This is a genomic window from Pandoraea morbifera (assembly GCF_902459575.1).
GTDB lineage: Bacteria > Pseudomonadota > Gammaproteobacteria > Burkholderiales > Burkholderiaceae > Pandoraea > Pandoraea morbifera.
On sequence record NZ_CABPSD010000013.1, the window covers coordinates 1 to 14,376 of the forward strand.

The window sequence follows — 14,376 nt, forward strand, 5'->3', positions numbered from 1 at the left end:
CGCCATCGCTTCGAGACGCTGCAACACGCCAGCCGTGTCATCGGCGACTGGATTCAGTTCTACAACCATCGACGGCCGCACCAAGCGCTGAAGATGATGACCCCGGCCGAGGCTTTTGCTTTAGCCGCCTGACCTGAGCAGGTTCTGCTGGGTCATTACATCGTGAGCTCCCGGACATCGACAATCCGCAAGATATTCTCCTGATTGTCCGGTGGTGGTGTGATTGATGCGGTGGAGACCGCGAACTCGACTATAGGCCGATCCCATGCCCGACAACATCGAAAATACTCAAGTCACACTTCACGAAAACCGATGAATCCGTGAAGAGACGACTCGATGGCGAGGCGCGCCCGGTCGTGTCCCGCGAAATTACAACGATAAGTGCTCGTTCACGCACGCCGTCACGACGTGCTTGAGTTGTACCAGCGCGGGTGACGTGTCCTGATGACGTCCATGCAGGCACAGCTTCACGGACGGCAAAGGCGGAAGTCCCTCTTGCGCACCTAGCCGTCTTAGCGACGACGGCATGCCTGCCCCCGTTCGCAAGGTAATGCCCAGTCCCGCCGCGACTCCCGACCAAAGACTTTGGAGGCTGGCTGTCGTGTAGGCCAGCCGCCAGGAGATATTGGCGCGGTCCAGCGCCTCGATTCCTGCACGCCGGAAGAAGCACGGTGGATGGAAAAGGGCGAGATCCAGAGCGCGACCGGAATGCAAGGCTTCGTCGGCGTCGGCCGATCCGATCCACGTCATCGGCAATGTCGCCAGAAGTTCGGCATCCGGACGGTGTTCGTTGTCCATCACCAGCGCGAGATCGAGTTCGTCGCGATCTAGTCGTTCGAGCAATACGCCGTTTCGCTCGACGGCAACTTCGACGCGGACCCCGGGGTGCGCTTTCTTGAACCGTCCGAGTGCCGCCGGGAGCCAGGCTTCGGCGAAATCGCCCGGGAGGCCGAAACGGACCACGCCGTCGATGGAGGCGCCGCGCACCGCCAGCACCGCTTCATCGTTGAGATCGAGAATGCGATGCGCATAGGAGAGGATCATGTCGCCGGCATCCGTCAGTACCAGCCCGCGCCCTTGTCTGCGGAACAGCGGGTGACCGACCTGCTCTTCGAGCTTGCGCATCTGCTGGCTCACTGCTGATTGCGACCGGCCGATACGCTCGGCTGCCCGGTTCAGGCTGCCCAGCTGTTGGGTCGCGACGAACGTCCGGAGCGCGTCCATATCCAGGTTGGGAAACGGCATCGTTCGGTTTTTATGAATTCACGATGCCGAATTATCGCATTCATTGCATGGTTTGTTTGGCTACCATTTTCTCGGGAGAACGATCCGGCGGGACTCTTCGCACGCAGGTGCCTCCCGCGATAGGGCTGCTCCCAACATCCTGATGAATGCTTCCTAGAAGAGGTTTACGGTATGGACTTGCAGACGAGATTCAAACGCAGCGTGCTCGTGACAGCCATTTCGGCATGCGCGCTCATGGCGGCCGCGCCCGCCGATGCGGCGGCCATCGATCCGGCTTTCGTTGGCACGTGGACGCTGGTCGCCGCCGATGTCCAGCACCCGGACGGCTCGCGCGGCCGCGATTACGGGGCGGCGCCCAGGGGACTCATGATGATCGACGTGCAGGGGCATTATTCGGTGCAGATTTACAAGGCGGAGCGACCGAAGTTCGTCTCGGGAGACAAGGCCAGGGGAACGCCGGAGGAATACCAGGCGGCGGTAATGGGGTCGAGCACCCATACCGGTACGATCAGCGTCGATCAAGCAAAGGGCACGCTGACGTTCCACATTCAGAACGCCTCCTTTCCGAATTGGGAGGGGGAGCAACAGAAGCGCAACTTCGAACTCAAGGGCGGCGAACTGAGCTATCGCGTGGTGCCGCGGCCGAACGGCGACGTACCGATTTCCATCTGGAAACGACTGAACTGAACGGTAACTCACCGCGTTGATGCCCGCGGCGCAAACGCGCAGGCGCAGTGTGCTCGCGAGGGACGATATGCCGTTGGGGCGTCCGATTCCTCTGCTATGACTCGTCGGGGAAGAGTTTGGCGTCGGCCAGGATGATGTCTGCCGTGGTTTCGTAATGTGACTTCATCAGTGCAATGGCGCGCGGCGCATCGCGCTCGATGACGGCGTCGAGCATGGCTTTGTGCTCTTCGCGCTCATGGCGATTCGGGTAGATGCGTCGCACCGACAACTGGCGATAGCGATAGAGTTGGTCGGAGAGCTGCTCGCAGAATCCCAACAGCCAGCGCGACTGGCAGCCGCCGATCAGCGTGCGGTGAAAGGCGCGATGCAGGCGCTCCCACTCCGGATTTTCCTGGTACTCGGTCTCCGACAGCGAGCGCGGTGCCTTCGACAGTCGGTGATACGCCAGCACGAGTGCTTCTTCCCACTCGGGCGCATCGGCCGCGAAGGCCTCGCGCAGGGCGACCTCCTCCAACCACACACGCGTACGCGTAATCTCCCGCAGATCAGCAGCGCTGATACCCGCCACGGCGAAGCCGCGCTGGTCGCGTCGCTCGACGAGGCCGTCGGATGTCAGACGGTTGAGCGCCTCGCGCACCGGCGTCTGTCCCGCCTGGTACTGCTCGCACAGGAATTCGATCTGCAGTTTGCGCCCCGGCTCCAGCTTGCCCTGCAGCAGATCGGTGCGAAGTCGGTCGTACAGATTCGTGGCCAGCGTCACAGTCGAGCCGGCTTGCCCGGCAGTCTGTGCGGCGGGCGTCATCTCGGAAAGGCGGGGCATGGCGCGGGACACGATGAAGTCTCTCGAATGGGCGTGAGTCGCCGGGAGGTCTGGCGCAAGTATATCTGAAAGCAACTTCCGTCTGTGCGTTTGCAGAAAACTAGGTGTTTACGATAATTTGTGTACAAAAACTGTGAATTAACTTTTTTATATATATAATTTCTCGCGATGACTGCCCCGTCGATACGGGCGAAATATGGAGACATTGCAGCATGGCATCCGTCCTGACGTTGGCCCAGGCCAACCGAATCATCGCCGCCGCCCTTGAGGCCGCGCGCGCAAAGCAATACAAGGCGATGGCGGTCGTGGTGGTCGACGCCGCCGGCCATCTCAAGGCGGCACAGCGGGAAGACGGTGCTTCGATGTCGCGTGTCGATATCGCGACGGGCAAGGCCTGGGGGTGCGTGAGCATGGGCGCGACAAGCCGAGCGCTGTGGCAGCGCGCGCAGGACAACCCGGTGTTCTTCCAGTCGCTTGCCGTGACCCACGGCGGCAAGTTCGTTCCGCAAACGGGCGCCGTACCGATTCGCGATGCCGAAGGGATGATCATCGGTGCCGTGGGTGCGTCGGGAGGCACCGGCGACGAAGACGAGTCCATCTGCATGGCCGGCGTAGCCGCCGCAGGCTTGCGTCATGAGTGACACGCCGAAAGCCCGCGCGATGCGTGCCTGCGGATGCCCGGGCAAGCCGGGTATCGACGTCCACTGCCACGTCGTGCCGGAGCATTTCCCTGCCGCGCTGGGTGTGCCGCCCGCCGGCTGGCCGTCGATGGCGCCGGCGCATGAATGCCATCGCCATGTGATGATCGACGGTGGGCTGTATCGCACGGTTTCCGATCGCTGCTGGGATGCGGCCAAACGTCTGGAAGACATGGATACGCAGCACGTCGGCGTTCAGGCGCTATCGCCGATGCCCGAGTTGCTCGGCTACTGGCTGCCCGCCAAGGACGGCGCGCATCTTTGCCGCTTCCTCAACGACGAGATCGAGGCCATGGTGGCGAGCGCCCCGACGCGCTTCATCGGTCTGGGTGCGGTGCCGATGCAGGACATCGATCTGGCTATCGCGGAACTCGAACGACTTATGCGTACTGGCGCCTTCGCGGGCGTGGAACTGGGCAGCAACATCAATGGGGCGCCGGTCGGCGCGCCACGGCTCGACGCCTTCTTCGAAGCTGCGCAAGCGTTGGGCGCCGCAATCTTCGTGCACGCGCTGCGACCGGCGGGCACGGAGCGTCTGATCGGTCCGAAGCCCTTGTTGCAGGCATTGGCATATCCGACCGACGTCGGCCTTGCCGCCGCATCCGTATTGACCAGCAACCTGATCGTGCGTCGACCGCGTCTGCGCATCGCGTTCAGTCATGGCGGCGGCACGCTGGCCTCGCTGCTGCCGCGGCTGGAGCAGGCGCACAAAGTGTTCGCGCCGCTGGCCGAAACCATGGAAGTGGCCCCGCGCGAGCAGTCGCGGCGACTCTACTACGACACGCTGGTGTTCGACGACGATACGCTCGCGCATCTGGTTCACCAGTTCGGCCACACGCAACTGATGCTCGGCACCGACTATCCCTTCGCCTTTCGCGAGCACGCGCCGGTGGCGCGCCTCGCACAATCCTGCGCCGACGCCGACGTGCGCGCGCATCTCGTACATCGAAATGCCGAGCGCTTTCTCGGCATCGCTTCCAGGAGTCAACCATGAATTCGTCGCCCGTCAGCGCGCTGCGCGGCATTGCGATCGGCGTGCCGGATCTCGCGCTCGCCGAAACCTTCTACACCCAGACGTGGAACCTCGCTGTTGTTGCCCGCACCGAAGACGCCATCTATTTGCGGGGCACCGGCGCCGCGCATCATGTGCTCGCGTTGCACCGCAGCGATCGCCCCGATGTGCGCTGCGTCGACTTCAATGCGTCGTCTCGCGCTTCGCTTGACCAGCTCGTTCAGGCGATTCCCGCCAACGGCGGACGGATTGTCGCCGGCCCGCGCGCCGTGACGGAACCCGGCGGCGGCACCGAGCTGATCGCGCAGGACCCGCAGGGGCGCGTGCTGCGCTTTATCGTGGACGACATTCGCTGGGAGGACACCGAGGCCCGCGCCGACCGCCCGGTGAAGATCACGCACGTGGTGATGAACAGCGAGAACGTGGCCGAGGCGCAGCGCTTTTTCGAAAGCGCGCTCGGCTTTCGCCTGTCCGACCGCACGCGCATCATGGCTTTCATGCGCTGCGGCAGCGATCACCACAGCATCGCGCTCGCGGACGCACAAGAGAACAGCCTCAATCACATTGCCTTCGTCATGCCGGACATCGATTCGGTGATGCGCGGCGGCGGACGCATGAACGACGCCGGCTATCCGATCCAGTGGGGCGTTGGCCGACACGGTCCGGGAAACAACGTGTTCGCCTATTTCCTTGGGCCTTTCGATTTCGTCATCGAGTACACCGCCGAAGTGCTGCAAGTGGACGACACGTATCGCACCGGGGGCCCCGACGACTGGAAGTGGCCGCCGGGACGCATCGATCAGTGGGGCATCGGCGTGTCGCCGTCGCCGCGCCTGAAAGCCGCGCAAAAGACCATTTTCTTTCAACCCGTCAACAACGCATGACGATCCTTGGCGGCACGCGCCGGCGGGTTCTCACGAGAGACCTGCGGCAAGCGCGCCGTTCTGGCCACACACACGGAGACTGACAGTGAAATTCATTACCTTCAAGCAAGATTCGCAAAACCGCCTGGGCGTCGTCGACGGTGACGACGTGATCGATCTGGCCGCTTCGCAGGGCGTGCCGGCCGATTTGCGCGAGGCGCTCGAGCAGGGCATCGACGTCCTCGCCGCGGCTCGTCGCGCAGTCGAATCGCACAGCAGCCATCGCGTGCGCATGTCGGACGTGACGCTCGCGCCGGTCGTGCCGCGTCCGGGCAAGATCGTTTGTCTGGGGCACAACTTCTACGATCACGCAAAAGAGGGCGGCAATCTCAAGCCGGTCTATCCGCTGATTTTCTTCCGCGGCGCCACGTCGCTGATCGCGCAGGGGGATCCGGTGGTGCGTCCGTACGTCTCGGAGAAGCTCGACTACGAAGCCGAACTTGCCGTGGTGATCGGCAAGGGCGGCCGCCATATCAAGCGCGAGAATGCCCTCGAGCACGTCTTCGGCTACGCCTGCTTCAACGACGTGTCGGTGCGCGACTTCCAGAAGCGTACGTCGCAGTGGACGATCGGCAAGAATTTCGACGGCACGGGGCCGTTCGGTCCGTGGATCGTCACGCCGGAAGATCTGCCGGCCGGCGCGACCGACCTGAAGATGGAACTGCGCCTGAACGGCCAGGTGATGCAAAAGACCAATACGTCGGACATGATCTGGGGCGTCGCCGAGACCATCGAACTGCTGTCTGAATGCATGACGCTGGAGCCCGGCGATGTGATCGCGATGGGCACGCCCGCCGGCGTCGGCTTTGCGCGTACGCCTCCCGTGTGGATGAAGGCCGGCGACCGGGTCGAGGTGGACATCGAGCGCATCGGCGTGTTGTCGAACGTCGTGCAAGACGAAGTCGAGGGCAAGTGAGCGTGATGAGCGAGTCTTTCGACGTTCTCATTTCCGGCTTCGGGCCGTCCGGGGCCGTCGCGGCGAACCTCCTGGGCAAGCTCGGTGTGCGCACGCTGTGCGTGGATCGCGCGCGCGAGGTCTATGACAAGCCGCGTGCGATTGCGCTCGATCACGAGATCATGCGCATCTTCCAGGATCTGGGGCTGGCCGAGCGGATCGCGCCGTATGTCGACGTGTTTCCCGCCTCGGAGTACTACGGCACGCAGGGGCAGTTGATCAAGCGCATCGATACGGTACCCAAACCCTATCCGTTGGGATACACGCCGACGATGACCTTCACGCAGCCGCCGGTCGAGCGCGAATTGCGTGCACAGGCTGCGTCCTACGACTGCATCACGGTAGCGTTGGGCACTGAGCTGATCGATTTCAGCGACGACGGCGAGCAGGTGAGTGCACGTTTGCGTGACGACACCGGCGCGCAGCGCAGCGTGACGGCGAAGTATCTGATCGCGGCTGACGGCGCTTCCAGCTTCGTGCGTACAAAGCTCGACATTCCGCTCGAGGATCTCGTGTTCGACGAGCCCTGGGTGGTCGTCGATGTGCTGGTCAACGAGCACGGTCTTGCGAAGCTGCCGACGACCGCCATCCAGTATTGCGAACCGCGGCGCCCATGCACGTACATCGTGGGGCCCGGCAACCATCGCCGCTGGGAGATCATGCTGTCGCCGGGCGAGGATCCGCTCGAGATGCAGAAGGAAGCCAATGTGTGGCAGCTGCTTTCGCGCTGGCTGACGCCCGAAGACGGGCGCATGTGGCGTGCGGCGAGCTACCGCTTCCATGCGCTGGTCGCGAGCGAGTGGCGACGCGGACGCGTGTTCATCGCGGGCGACGCCGCGCATCAGCAACCGCCATTCATCGGGCAGGGCATGTGTCAGGGCGTGCGCGACGTGGTGAACCTCGTGTGGAAGCTCGTTCGCGTGATGCGTGGCGGCGCGTCCGATGCATTGCTCGATACCTATGAGGTCGAGCGCAAGGCGCACGTCACGACGCTCACGACGCGGATCAAGGAAATCGGCCGGGTGATCTGCGAGCGCGATGACGCGGCTGCGGCGGCGCGCGATGCGCGTTTGCTGGCCGAGGCCGGTGGTGTCGTCAAGACGATCACGCGTCAGGAGATCGTGCCGCCGCTGCAAGGTGGCCTGTTGTGCGGAGACGGTGCGAGCGTGAACGGCACGCTGTTTCCGCAGCCGCTGGTCGCCACCGGGACCGACGCAAGCGCTTTGCTCGACGAGGTCGTTGGGGCGGGTTGGCGCGTGGTCGTGGACGATGCGTCGTTGCTCGACGGCGGCGTGATGGCGGCGGTGCGCGACCTTGGCGCGCGGGCCATCGTGCTGGCAAACGATGCGCAAGCGCGTACGGCGGGCGGTCACGCCGCCGTGATCGAGCGTGAAGGGGTGCTGGCGGGCTGGTTCGCCCGGCACGGTTGCCGTGCCGCCATCGTGCGCCCCGACCATTATGTGTGGGGCGTCGCGGTGGACAACGCGACGCTGGCAGCAAAACTCGGCGTGCTGATGGGCTCGTTGGGTTGATGTCCCGGCGCCGCGCGCTTCGGGGGGAGCGCGCGGCACGCCGTCGTCGGTCATACGACACCACCGCGCAACCGGCAACAGACCGGCAAGCGCACCTTCGCCCCGCTCAGGAGACAACTGTGACGACCACTATTACCGTGCGCGAGGAGATCGCGCAGGCCCGCTTCGGCGGGTTCCATTTCAAGTTCGCCGTATTGCTCACGGCCATCATGTTCTTTGATGGCTACGACTTGTTCAACGCAGCTTATGTGATCCCGCTGGTGCGCAAAACGTGGCAGCCTTCGCCGGGCATGATCGGCTTCATGCTGTCGAGCGGCATTATCGGGCTGTCCATCGGCTCGGTGCTCCAGGGACTGCTGTCGGACCGCTTCGGCCGCCGCCGCATCATGCTGCTGGCCCTATGGATGCTGACCGCGTCGAGCGCGCTGCTCGCGACCGTTGTGCACGGCCCGCTGCCGTTCGCCGTCTTCCGTCTGATCATGGGCACGGCGCTGGGCATGGTGACGCCGCTGGCGCTCACCTGCATCAACGAGTGGGCGCCGGCCAGGCATGCCAATACATTTGCCACGTGGGTCTTCCAGTTGGGGTTTTCGGCCGGGGGGATTTTCGCGGGCGTGGCAGGGCTTTCGCTCACGGCACGCTACGGTTGGGAGTCGCTGTACTACGTGGGCGCGCTGTCGTTCATTGTGGTGATTGCCGCGACGCTGTGGTTGCCGGAATCGATCCAATACCTGATGCTGCGTGGGCGCGAGACTGAAGTGCGCGCGCTGCTGGGCAGGCTGCGTCCCGAGCGGGCCGCCCTTTATCGCGACGCGGCGTTCACGCCGATGCACAAGCCCGCGAAGATCGGTTCCATTGCCGAGTTGCTCTCGCCGCTGTACCGTCGCAACACGATCGTGCACTGGGTGGTCGGCTTCCTGAGCCTGTTCTGCATCCACGGGCTGACGGGCTGGTTGCCTTCGCTGGTGGTCGCGAGCGGCGGCGGCGTGTCGTCGGCGTTCGCCTACGGCACGCTTGTGATGGTGGCGTCCGTGTTCGGCGGCATCGGCATGGGCTGGCTGGCCGACAAGCTTCGCAGCCGAATTCGCGCCATGATCATCGGCTACTCGCTGGCCTCGGTATCGATGGTGTCGGTGGGTATTGCGTTGGGCAACCTGTGGGCGCCGCCGTTCGTTGCCGCGCTGGGCTTCTTCATTTTTGGCGCGCAAGCGGTGCTGAACAACTACCAGGTGATGTGCTACCGGACCGAAGTGCGCGGGACCGGGATGGGGGTGGCTGTTGGCCTGAATCGCGTGGGCGGCATCATGGGGCCGATGATCGTCGGGCTGGTGGCGTCCTATGTCCCGGGCACGTCTTATACGTTCGGCATCTTCGCCGTGGCGTTGGCGCTTGCGGCCGTCATCATCTCGCTGGGCCGGCAGGAGATCGCCTCGGTCGGGCTGATCCCCGGAAGTGCTTCTCCCGGTGACGTTGCCGCTCCGGACGTGGTTGGACAGCCCATGTCACGTTGATCGGGGCGAAACACGTGAGCATCTCACCAGTTGAATCGAACGCCGACAATGCCTTGGGCGGCGGACTGCCGCGAGCGGCTGTCGTCTAGCGACACGCGGTAGCTCGCCTGACCGTAAAAGCTCGTGTTGGCGTTGACGCGCGCCGTCACGCCGGCGCCGATCTCCAGCGCCGTGTCGCCGAAGCGGCTCGTGATGGGGGCGTTCGTTCCGAACGTCGCCTGATCGCTGCCGGCGAAGGCGTGCCAGAGGTTCAACCGTGCGTAGGGTTGCCATAGCGTGCCACGCGTATCCCGGGTCACGCGTTGCAGGCGAACGCCCAGCCGTCCCGTCACGGCGTTCCCCGAATCCCAGTCCACGCTGGAGTAAGGGTCCCGCGCATGGTTCACCGACACGCCTTGCCAGACGATCTGCGCCTGCGGCTCCCACTGCCATTGCCCTTCATCGCCAAACCGCATCGGATACCCGGTCTCGAGCGAGGCGGCGAACCCGGTGGCATGCGGCGATACCTCGGCACCGTAATTCGACCGGGCCTTGATGTCGTACCAGCTCGTCTGAAAGACGGCGTCGGTATACCAGCCGCTCGGGCCGAAATGTGTCCAGTACGCGCCGAGCGATGGCCCGCTCATCGAGAGCTTCCCGACGGCCAGATCCTGCGTGCCGAGCGCGAAGCCTTGCACCGATGTGGCGCTGTAGTCGGTATAGGCGACGTATACGCCGACATGGTCGCGGTGCCCGCTGTCCGTCGTGCGCCGGAACAGGTCGACACCGGCCTGCACCCCGGTCTGATTGCCGGCCGCCTTGGCATCGACGTCGCCCGTCCACCGGTTGCTCACGCGCGCGCCGAACACGCGCGCCCAGCCAAGGTTGCCGTAGTCGCGGCCTTGCGAAGTGCCGCGCAGATCCTCTTCGTCGCCCACCCGTTCATGCAGGGTGCCGAGCGTGGCGAGCCCCATTTGCCGCGCGAGCGCCGGCACCGGCATGTAAAGCGCGACCTCGGGACGATAGAGCGGAACTTCCGTGGTCGGCGCCGACGGCGTGCTCGGCGCTTCGATGAGATTCGAGCGCAGGAACCAGTCGTTCGCGCCAGTACTGCCACCGCGAAAGAGTTGGTACTCGTACGCCCCCGCGGCAACCCGCTGGCCGAGCGTAAAGGCACCCGTCGCGGAGGCGCCACCGCCGGTCACCTGCACCAGTCGAATGCCGTCCGCCGTCGTTTGTGCGCCGGGGCCCCCGGCGTTATTGACCAGCAGTGTGCTGGTGCCGCTGGCCTGTCCGCCGTTGACCACCAGAAGATTGGTCGGCGAATTGTCGGCACCGAGATACGTGTTGAAGCCGACGCGGCTACCGGCGCCGCCGGCGTAGCTGCCGACCGTCAGGGTGCTGTACGATCCCGTCCGGGCCACGAACTGCATCAGGCCCGCATTGGTCACGGTGCCAATCGCGTTGGAATCTCCCGTGACATTCCATACGCTGGCGCCATCGATCACGACGTTGGTGGCGTTGCGCGCCAGGCCCGTCCAGAGACTGTTCTGCAGCGAAACGTTCGCGGTATTGCCCGCGTCGGCTAACAGGTTTCCGGTCCACTGGGAGGTGGCAAAGCTCGCACTGGCCGTATTGCCCGGGCCGTTCAGCACCAGATCGCCAACCCAGCGGCTGTTGCCGACGCGATAGGTGAGGGTGGAGGGATCGACAACGATATCGCCGGAGAGGGAGGGCGTATCGACGATGTCGAGCGTCAGGTTCGATGGGGCACCGCTGGTGCTTTCGGTCACCATCGCCAGCAGTTTTCGGCCGTTGACGGTCGCCGGGACGATTGAAGTCACGCCGCTGAGGGAGACGCTTCCGGTGCCGCCCTGGGCGAGGACGATGGCGCCGCCGGTCGCACTCAGGCTGCCGCCGCTGATCGAAATCGTGCTCGGGGCGCTGCCGGCGAGATAGATCGCCGCCGATCCGTTGCCGCTCACGGCAACGCTCGTTGCCGTGGCCAACAGTGTGCCGCCGTCGATGGCGGCGAGTCCATGCGCTGCCCCTCCGGTGGTCGCGACCGAACTACCCGTCAATTGCACTCGGCCTGCATTGCCGGCCTGGATAGCATTGGCCGCCTCGCCCGCCGTGGCAATGGTGGCACGGTCGAGCGTGACGACGCTGCCCGCATCCTGTGCCTGGGCACCGAAGGCGCTTTGCCCCTGCGTGGCCACGGCAGCGCCGATGGCGGAGATGCTCCCTCCGGCCGATGCGTGCAGGCCGACGGCTTTGACGTTCGTGGTGCTGATCCGGGTACCGGTCAGGTCGACGAGGCTGCCGCCGTCGGTGGCGCGAACGGCGTCGGCGCCGCCGAGCGCGCCGGTATCGGCGCCGTGGGTCGTGATGGTTCCACCGGTCACGCGCGCCACACCTCCCTGACCGCTCCAGACGCCAACGGCGCCGTCGCCGTTTGTGGTCACGGCGTTGTTTTCTCCCAGCCACTGACTGCCTTGACCCAGGACATCCACCCCATGCGCTTGCAGGCCGATCTGTGCGTCGGGGAACTGGAGGACCGGTGGCGCGCTGCCGCCGACGCGATATCCGGTGGTGATCTCTGTGCCCGTCGCGAGCACCGTGGCGCCGTCGCCAACCAGCAAGCCCGCGCTCGAAGGCCCCGACGTACGGACGATGGTGTTCGTCAGCGTGATGGCACCGGCGCTGCTGGCCTGCGCGCCCGGCGAGTCGGGTTGGTAGGTGAAAACGCCATAGCCCGAGAAGTCGATCTTCCCTCCGGCATCGGCCCATATGCCCGGGCTGTTCGCGCCATAGGTGGCGGAACTCGCTCCGCTGGAGGCCACGATGCTGCTACCCGCGCCCCGGGCGAGCATGCCCGGCGCGTTGGCGATGATCGTGCCGCCGTAATAGTCCCCCGACGCAATGGCGCCGCCGCTCATGGCGATTGCGCCGCCAGCGGTGGCGAAGAGCCCCGCGCTGCCGTTGCCGAGGACATTGATGTAAGTGCCGTTCAGGCCGAGATGGCTATCGGCGCCCGACGCGGCTGCGCCCGGGGTGTTGTCGCCATAGCTGAACGTGTTCAGGTTGTTGAGCGTGATCGAGCCACCGGCATCCGTGAAGACAGACGAGGCGCCCGCGCCTGACGTCGTGATGCTGGTGCGCGTGAAGACGAGGGATCCGCCATTGGCCGCATACGCGCCGTACGCGCTGTCGCCGCTGGTGTTCACGGCACTGTCGATGAGCGTGACCTCGCTGCCCGCGCCGACGGCGCCTACGCCGTTGGCGCCGACGCCGTTCGTGTAGACGGACGTGTAGCTTCCGACGATCCGGCCGCCGCCGTCGGCAACGAGACCATGTGCGCTCGCGCCCTGCGTTTCGATTGTGGAACCGTCGACCGCAGTGCCGTCGAGGGTGACCGTTCCACCGCCGGTCGCGTGTACGCCCAAGCCTGTCCCGGTGGCCGTCAGACTGAGGGACGTGCCGCTATAGACGCCTGTGCCGGAAACGTCCACGACCGGGGCGGGGCCCGCGCTTTCTCGCGCGGTGAACGCCGTATCGGTGCAACTCCCGGACGACAGGCTGACCGACGCCGGCGACGGGGCGCATTGCGCCAGCGCCTGGGCGGAGGGCAGCATCGCTGCCACGACCGTGGCCAGGACGTGATGTTTGGTGCCGACCGGGCCTGCGGACGCCGGTTTCGTTTTTCCAGGCAAGGGTCCCCTCCGATTGTCGGGCGACTTCAGTTTCTTTGCTTCAGATCATAAGTATTCTTAATGATTTGTGCGAGCGGATTGTTACGAATGGCGTACCGTTTTAATAGGTAGTGAATATTCGAATGAAAAAATTTGGTTCGAAGTCCGTCATAGTTGAATGGTGCTTGTGTACGGAGAGAAAGCACGTTTTTTGATGGCGCGTCGGATGTCGGGGACGTGGCGTCGAGTCATGGACAGGCGAGCGACACTCAACGCCCCGGTGAGTCGGGGCGACGGTAATATTGCGGGGATTTCAACCCGAAACGACCGGAGGGGGCGCAGCCACCCCATGGTGAAATGGAACTCAGACAACTGCGGTATTTCGTGAGCGTGGTCGAACACGGCAGCATGGGGCGAGCCGCACTGGAGCTCGGCGTCGTGACTTCTGCGTTGAGCCAGCAGATCAGCCGCCTCGAGAGCGAACTGTCGACCCGCCTGTTGCAGCGAACCTCCAACGGCGTTGTGCCCACCGACGCCGGTCTGGCGTTCTGGCGCCAGGCGCAGCTTGCCCTGCGTCATGCCGACGCGGCCGCATCCGCCGCGCGCTCCGCACGCCTGTCGGGGCATGTCAGCGTGGGGCTGGCGCCGAGCACGGCGAGTGTGCTGGGCGTCGCCTTCGCAAGGTCCATGCGCGAGCGCTATCCGGACGTTCGTTTGCGCATCGTGGAGAGCCTTTCCGGTTATCTCTCGTCGATGCTCGGGGCCCGCCAGATCGATCTCGCCGTGATTTTTCATGAGGTTCCCGCGCAACGCTGGAGCGTGATGCCGCTGCTCGACGAGCCGTTGTTCCTCATTGGCGCCGTCGACCTCGACGGCATGCCGAGCGGCGCCGCCGTCCGGCTCAAAAGCCTCGGCAAGCTCCCGCTGATTCTTCCCAGCAGCACGCACGGCCTTCGCTCGCAGCTCGCCACGGCGTTCAAGCGGGCGCGCTTCGAGCCTAACGTGGTCGCCGAGGTCGACGGCCTGGCACTGCTCATGGACATGGTTTGCGCTGGCATGGGCGCGACGATCCAACCCGGGGCGGCGCTCGCACGGCCCGCACCGGTGCCACTGGCCAGCGTGCCCGTCGCCGAGCACTATGCCACCCGGCCGAACATGATCGTCAGCGTCTCAGACGATGAGCTGTCGCCCGCCGGGCTGGCCGCGCGCGTCGTGCTAGCCGACGTGGCCCGTCAACTCGTGCGAGAAGGCCGATGGCCCGGCGCGCGGCTTCGTACCTCGACCGTTCACGAAACGTGAAGGCCCCTTGACGCCTGACGTCT

12 protein-coding genes are annotated in these 14,376 nt (G+C 65.0%); 9 read left to right on the forward strand and 3 right to left on the reverse strand.

Annotated elements, in window-relative coordinates; all coding sequences use genetic code 11:
• Positions 1–132, forward strand: a 132-nt coding sequence (locus tag PMO31116_RS18820; RefSeq protein ID WP_150568029.1) for an integrase core domain-containing protein, incomplete at its 5' end; no start/stop codon positions are given.
• Positions 133–369: 237 nt separating this feature from the next.
• Here the strand turns inward: PMO31116_RS18820 and PMO31116_RS18825 are convergent.
• The gene (locus PMO31116_RS18825) at positions 370–1,245 is read right to left on the reverse strand and encodes a LysR substrate-binding domain-containing protein (RefSeq protein ID WP_150568030.1); all 876 of its coding nucleotides are present in this window, start codon (positions 1,243–1,245) and stop codon (positions 370–372) included.
• A 171-nt stretch (positions 1,246–1,416) separates the two neighbouring features.
• On the opposite strand from PMO31116_RS18825, the gene PMO31116_RS18830 reads away from it, so the two are divergent.
• Positions 1,417–1,932 carry a lipocalin-like domain-containing protein gene (locus PMO31116_RS18830; RefSeq protein WP_150568031.1) on the forward strand — a complete coding sequence of 172 codons (516 nt, stop codon included), beginning with the start codon at positions 1,417–1,419 and terminating at the stop codon, positions 1,930–1,932.
• Between the two features lie 94 nt (positions 1,933–2,026).
• Here PMO31116_RS18830 and PMO31116_RS18835 read toward each other — a convergent pair whose 3' ends face one another.
• The gene (locus PMO31116_RS18835) at positions 2,027–2,752 is read right to left on the reverse strand and encodes a GntR family transcriptional regulator (RefSeq protein WP_246185376.1); all 726 of its coding nucleotides are present in this window, start codon (positions 2,750–2,752) and stop codon (positions 2,027–2,029) included.
• Positions 2,753–2,964: 212 nt separating this feature from the next.
• On the opposite strand from PMO31116_RS18835, the gene PMO31116_RS18840 reads away from it, so the two are divergent.
• The 6 genes from PMO31116_RS18840 (at position 2,965) to PMO31116_RS18865 (ending at position 9,383) form a co-directional block, all read left to right on the forward strand.
• Positions 2,965–3,393, forward strand: coding sequence for a GlcG/HbpS family heme-binding protein (locus tag PMO31116_RS18840; protein ID WP_150568032.1), 429 nt, complete (start codon positions 2,965–2,967; stop codon positions 3,391–3,393).
• On the forward strand, positions 3,386–4,444 hold the full coding sequence (locus PMO31116_RS18845) for an amidohydrolase family protein (RefSeq protein ID WP_246185377.1): 1,059 nt from the start codon (positions 3,386–3,388) through the stop codon (positions 4,442–4,444). The genes PMO31116_RS18840 and PMO31116_RS18845 overlap by 8 nt, the downstream gene beginning before the upstream one ends.
• Positions 4,441–5,346: a VOC family protein gene (locus PMO31116_RS18850; RefSeq protein ID WP_150568033.1), complete on the forward strand. Its 906-nt coding sequence runs from the start codon at positions 4,441–4,443 to the stop codon at positions 5,344–5,346. The genes PMO31116_RS18845 and PMO31116_RS18850 overlap by 4 nt, the downstream gene beginning before the upstream one ends.
• 85 nt (positions 5,347–5,431) lie before the next feature.
• The gene (locus tag PMO31116_RS18855; RefSeq protein ID WP_150568034.1) at positions 5,432–6,301 is read left to right on the forward strand and encodes a fumarylacetoacetate hydrolase family protein; all 870 of its coding nucleotides are present in this window, start codon (positions 5,432–5,434) and stop codon (positions 6,299–6,301) included.
• A gap of 5 nt (positions 6,302–6,306) precedes the next feature.
• Positions 6,307–7,872 (forward strand): bifunctional 3-(3-hydroxy-phenyl)propionate/3-hydroxycinnamic acid hydroxylase, encoded by a 1,566-nt coding sequence (locus PMO31116_RS18860; protein ID WP_150568035.1) that lies wholly within the window; start codon positions 6,307–6,309, stop codon positions 7,870–7,872.
• A 119-nt stretch (positions 7,873–7,991) separates the two neighbouring features.
• Positions 7,992–9,383 (forward strand): MFS transporter, encoded by a 1,392-nt coding sequence (locus tag PMO31116_RS18865; RefSeq protein WP_150568036.1) that lies wholly within the window; start codon positions 7,992–7,994, stop codon positions 9,381–9,383.
• Positions 9,384–9,406: 23 nt separating this feature from the next.
• On the opposite strand, the gene PMO31116_RS18870 is transcribed toward PMO31116_RS18865, so the two are convergent.
• Positions 9,407–13,075: an autotransporter outer membrane beta-barrel domain-containing protein gene (locus PMO31116_RS18870; protein WP_150568037.1), complete on the reverse strand. Its 3,669-nt coding sequence runs from the start codon at positions 13,073–13,075 to the stop codon at positions 9,407–9,409.
• 336 nt (positions 13,076–13,411) lie between these two features.
• On the opposite strand from PMO31116_RS18870, the gene PMO31116_RS18875 reads away from it, so the two are divergent.
• Entirely contained in the window at positions 13,412–14,353 is a 942-nt protein-coding gene (locus PMO31116_RS18875) for a LysR family transcriptional regulator (protein ID WP_150568038.1), read from the forward strand.
• Positions 14,354–14,376 lie beyond the last annotated feature (23 nt).

Excerpts from the sequence above, each read along its gene's own strand:
- PMO31116_RS18845 (WP_246185377.1), top strand. The coding sequence starts at position 3,386 with ATGAGTGACACGCCGAAAGCCCGCGCGATGCGTGCCTGCGGATGCCCG.
- PMO31116_RS18850 (WP_150568033.1), top strand. The coding sequence starts at position 4,441 with ATGAATTCGTCGCCCGTCAGCGCGCTGCGCGGCATTGCGATCGGCGTG.
- PMO31116_RS18875 (WP_150568038.1), top strand. The coding sequence starts at position 13,412 with ATGGAACTCAGACAACTGCGGTATTTCGTGAGCGTGGTCGAACACGGC.
- PMO31116_RS18860 (WP_150568035.1), top strand. The coding sequence starts at position 6,307 with ATGAGCGAGTCTTTCGACGTTCTCATTTCCGGCTTCGGGCCGTCCGGG.
- PMO31116_RS18825 (WP_150568030.1), bottom strand. The coding sequence starts at position 1,245 with ATGCCGTTTCCCAACCTGGATATGGACGCGCTCCGGACGTTCGTCGCG.
- PMO31116_RS18835 (WP_246185376.1), bottom strand. The coding sequence starts at position 2,752 with ATGCCCCGCCTTTCCGAGATGACGCCCGCCGCACAGACTGCCGGGCAA.
- PMO31116_RS18830 (WP_150568031.1), top strand. The coding sequence starts at position 1,417 with ATGGACTTGCAGACGAGATTCAAACGCAGCGTGCTCGTGACAGCCATT.
- PMO31116_RS18840 (WP_150568032.1), top strand. The coding sequence starts at position 2,965 with ATGGCATCCGTCCTGACGTTGGCCCAGGCCAACCGAATCATCGCCGCC.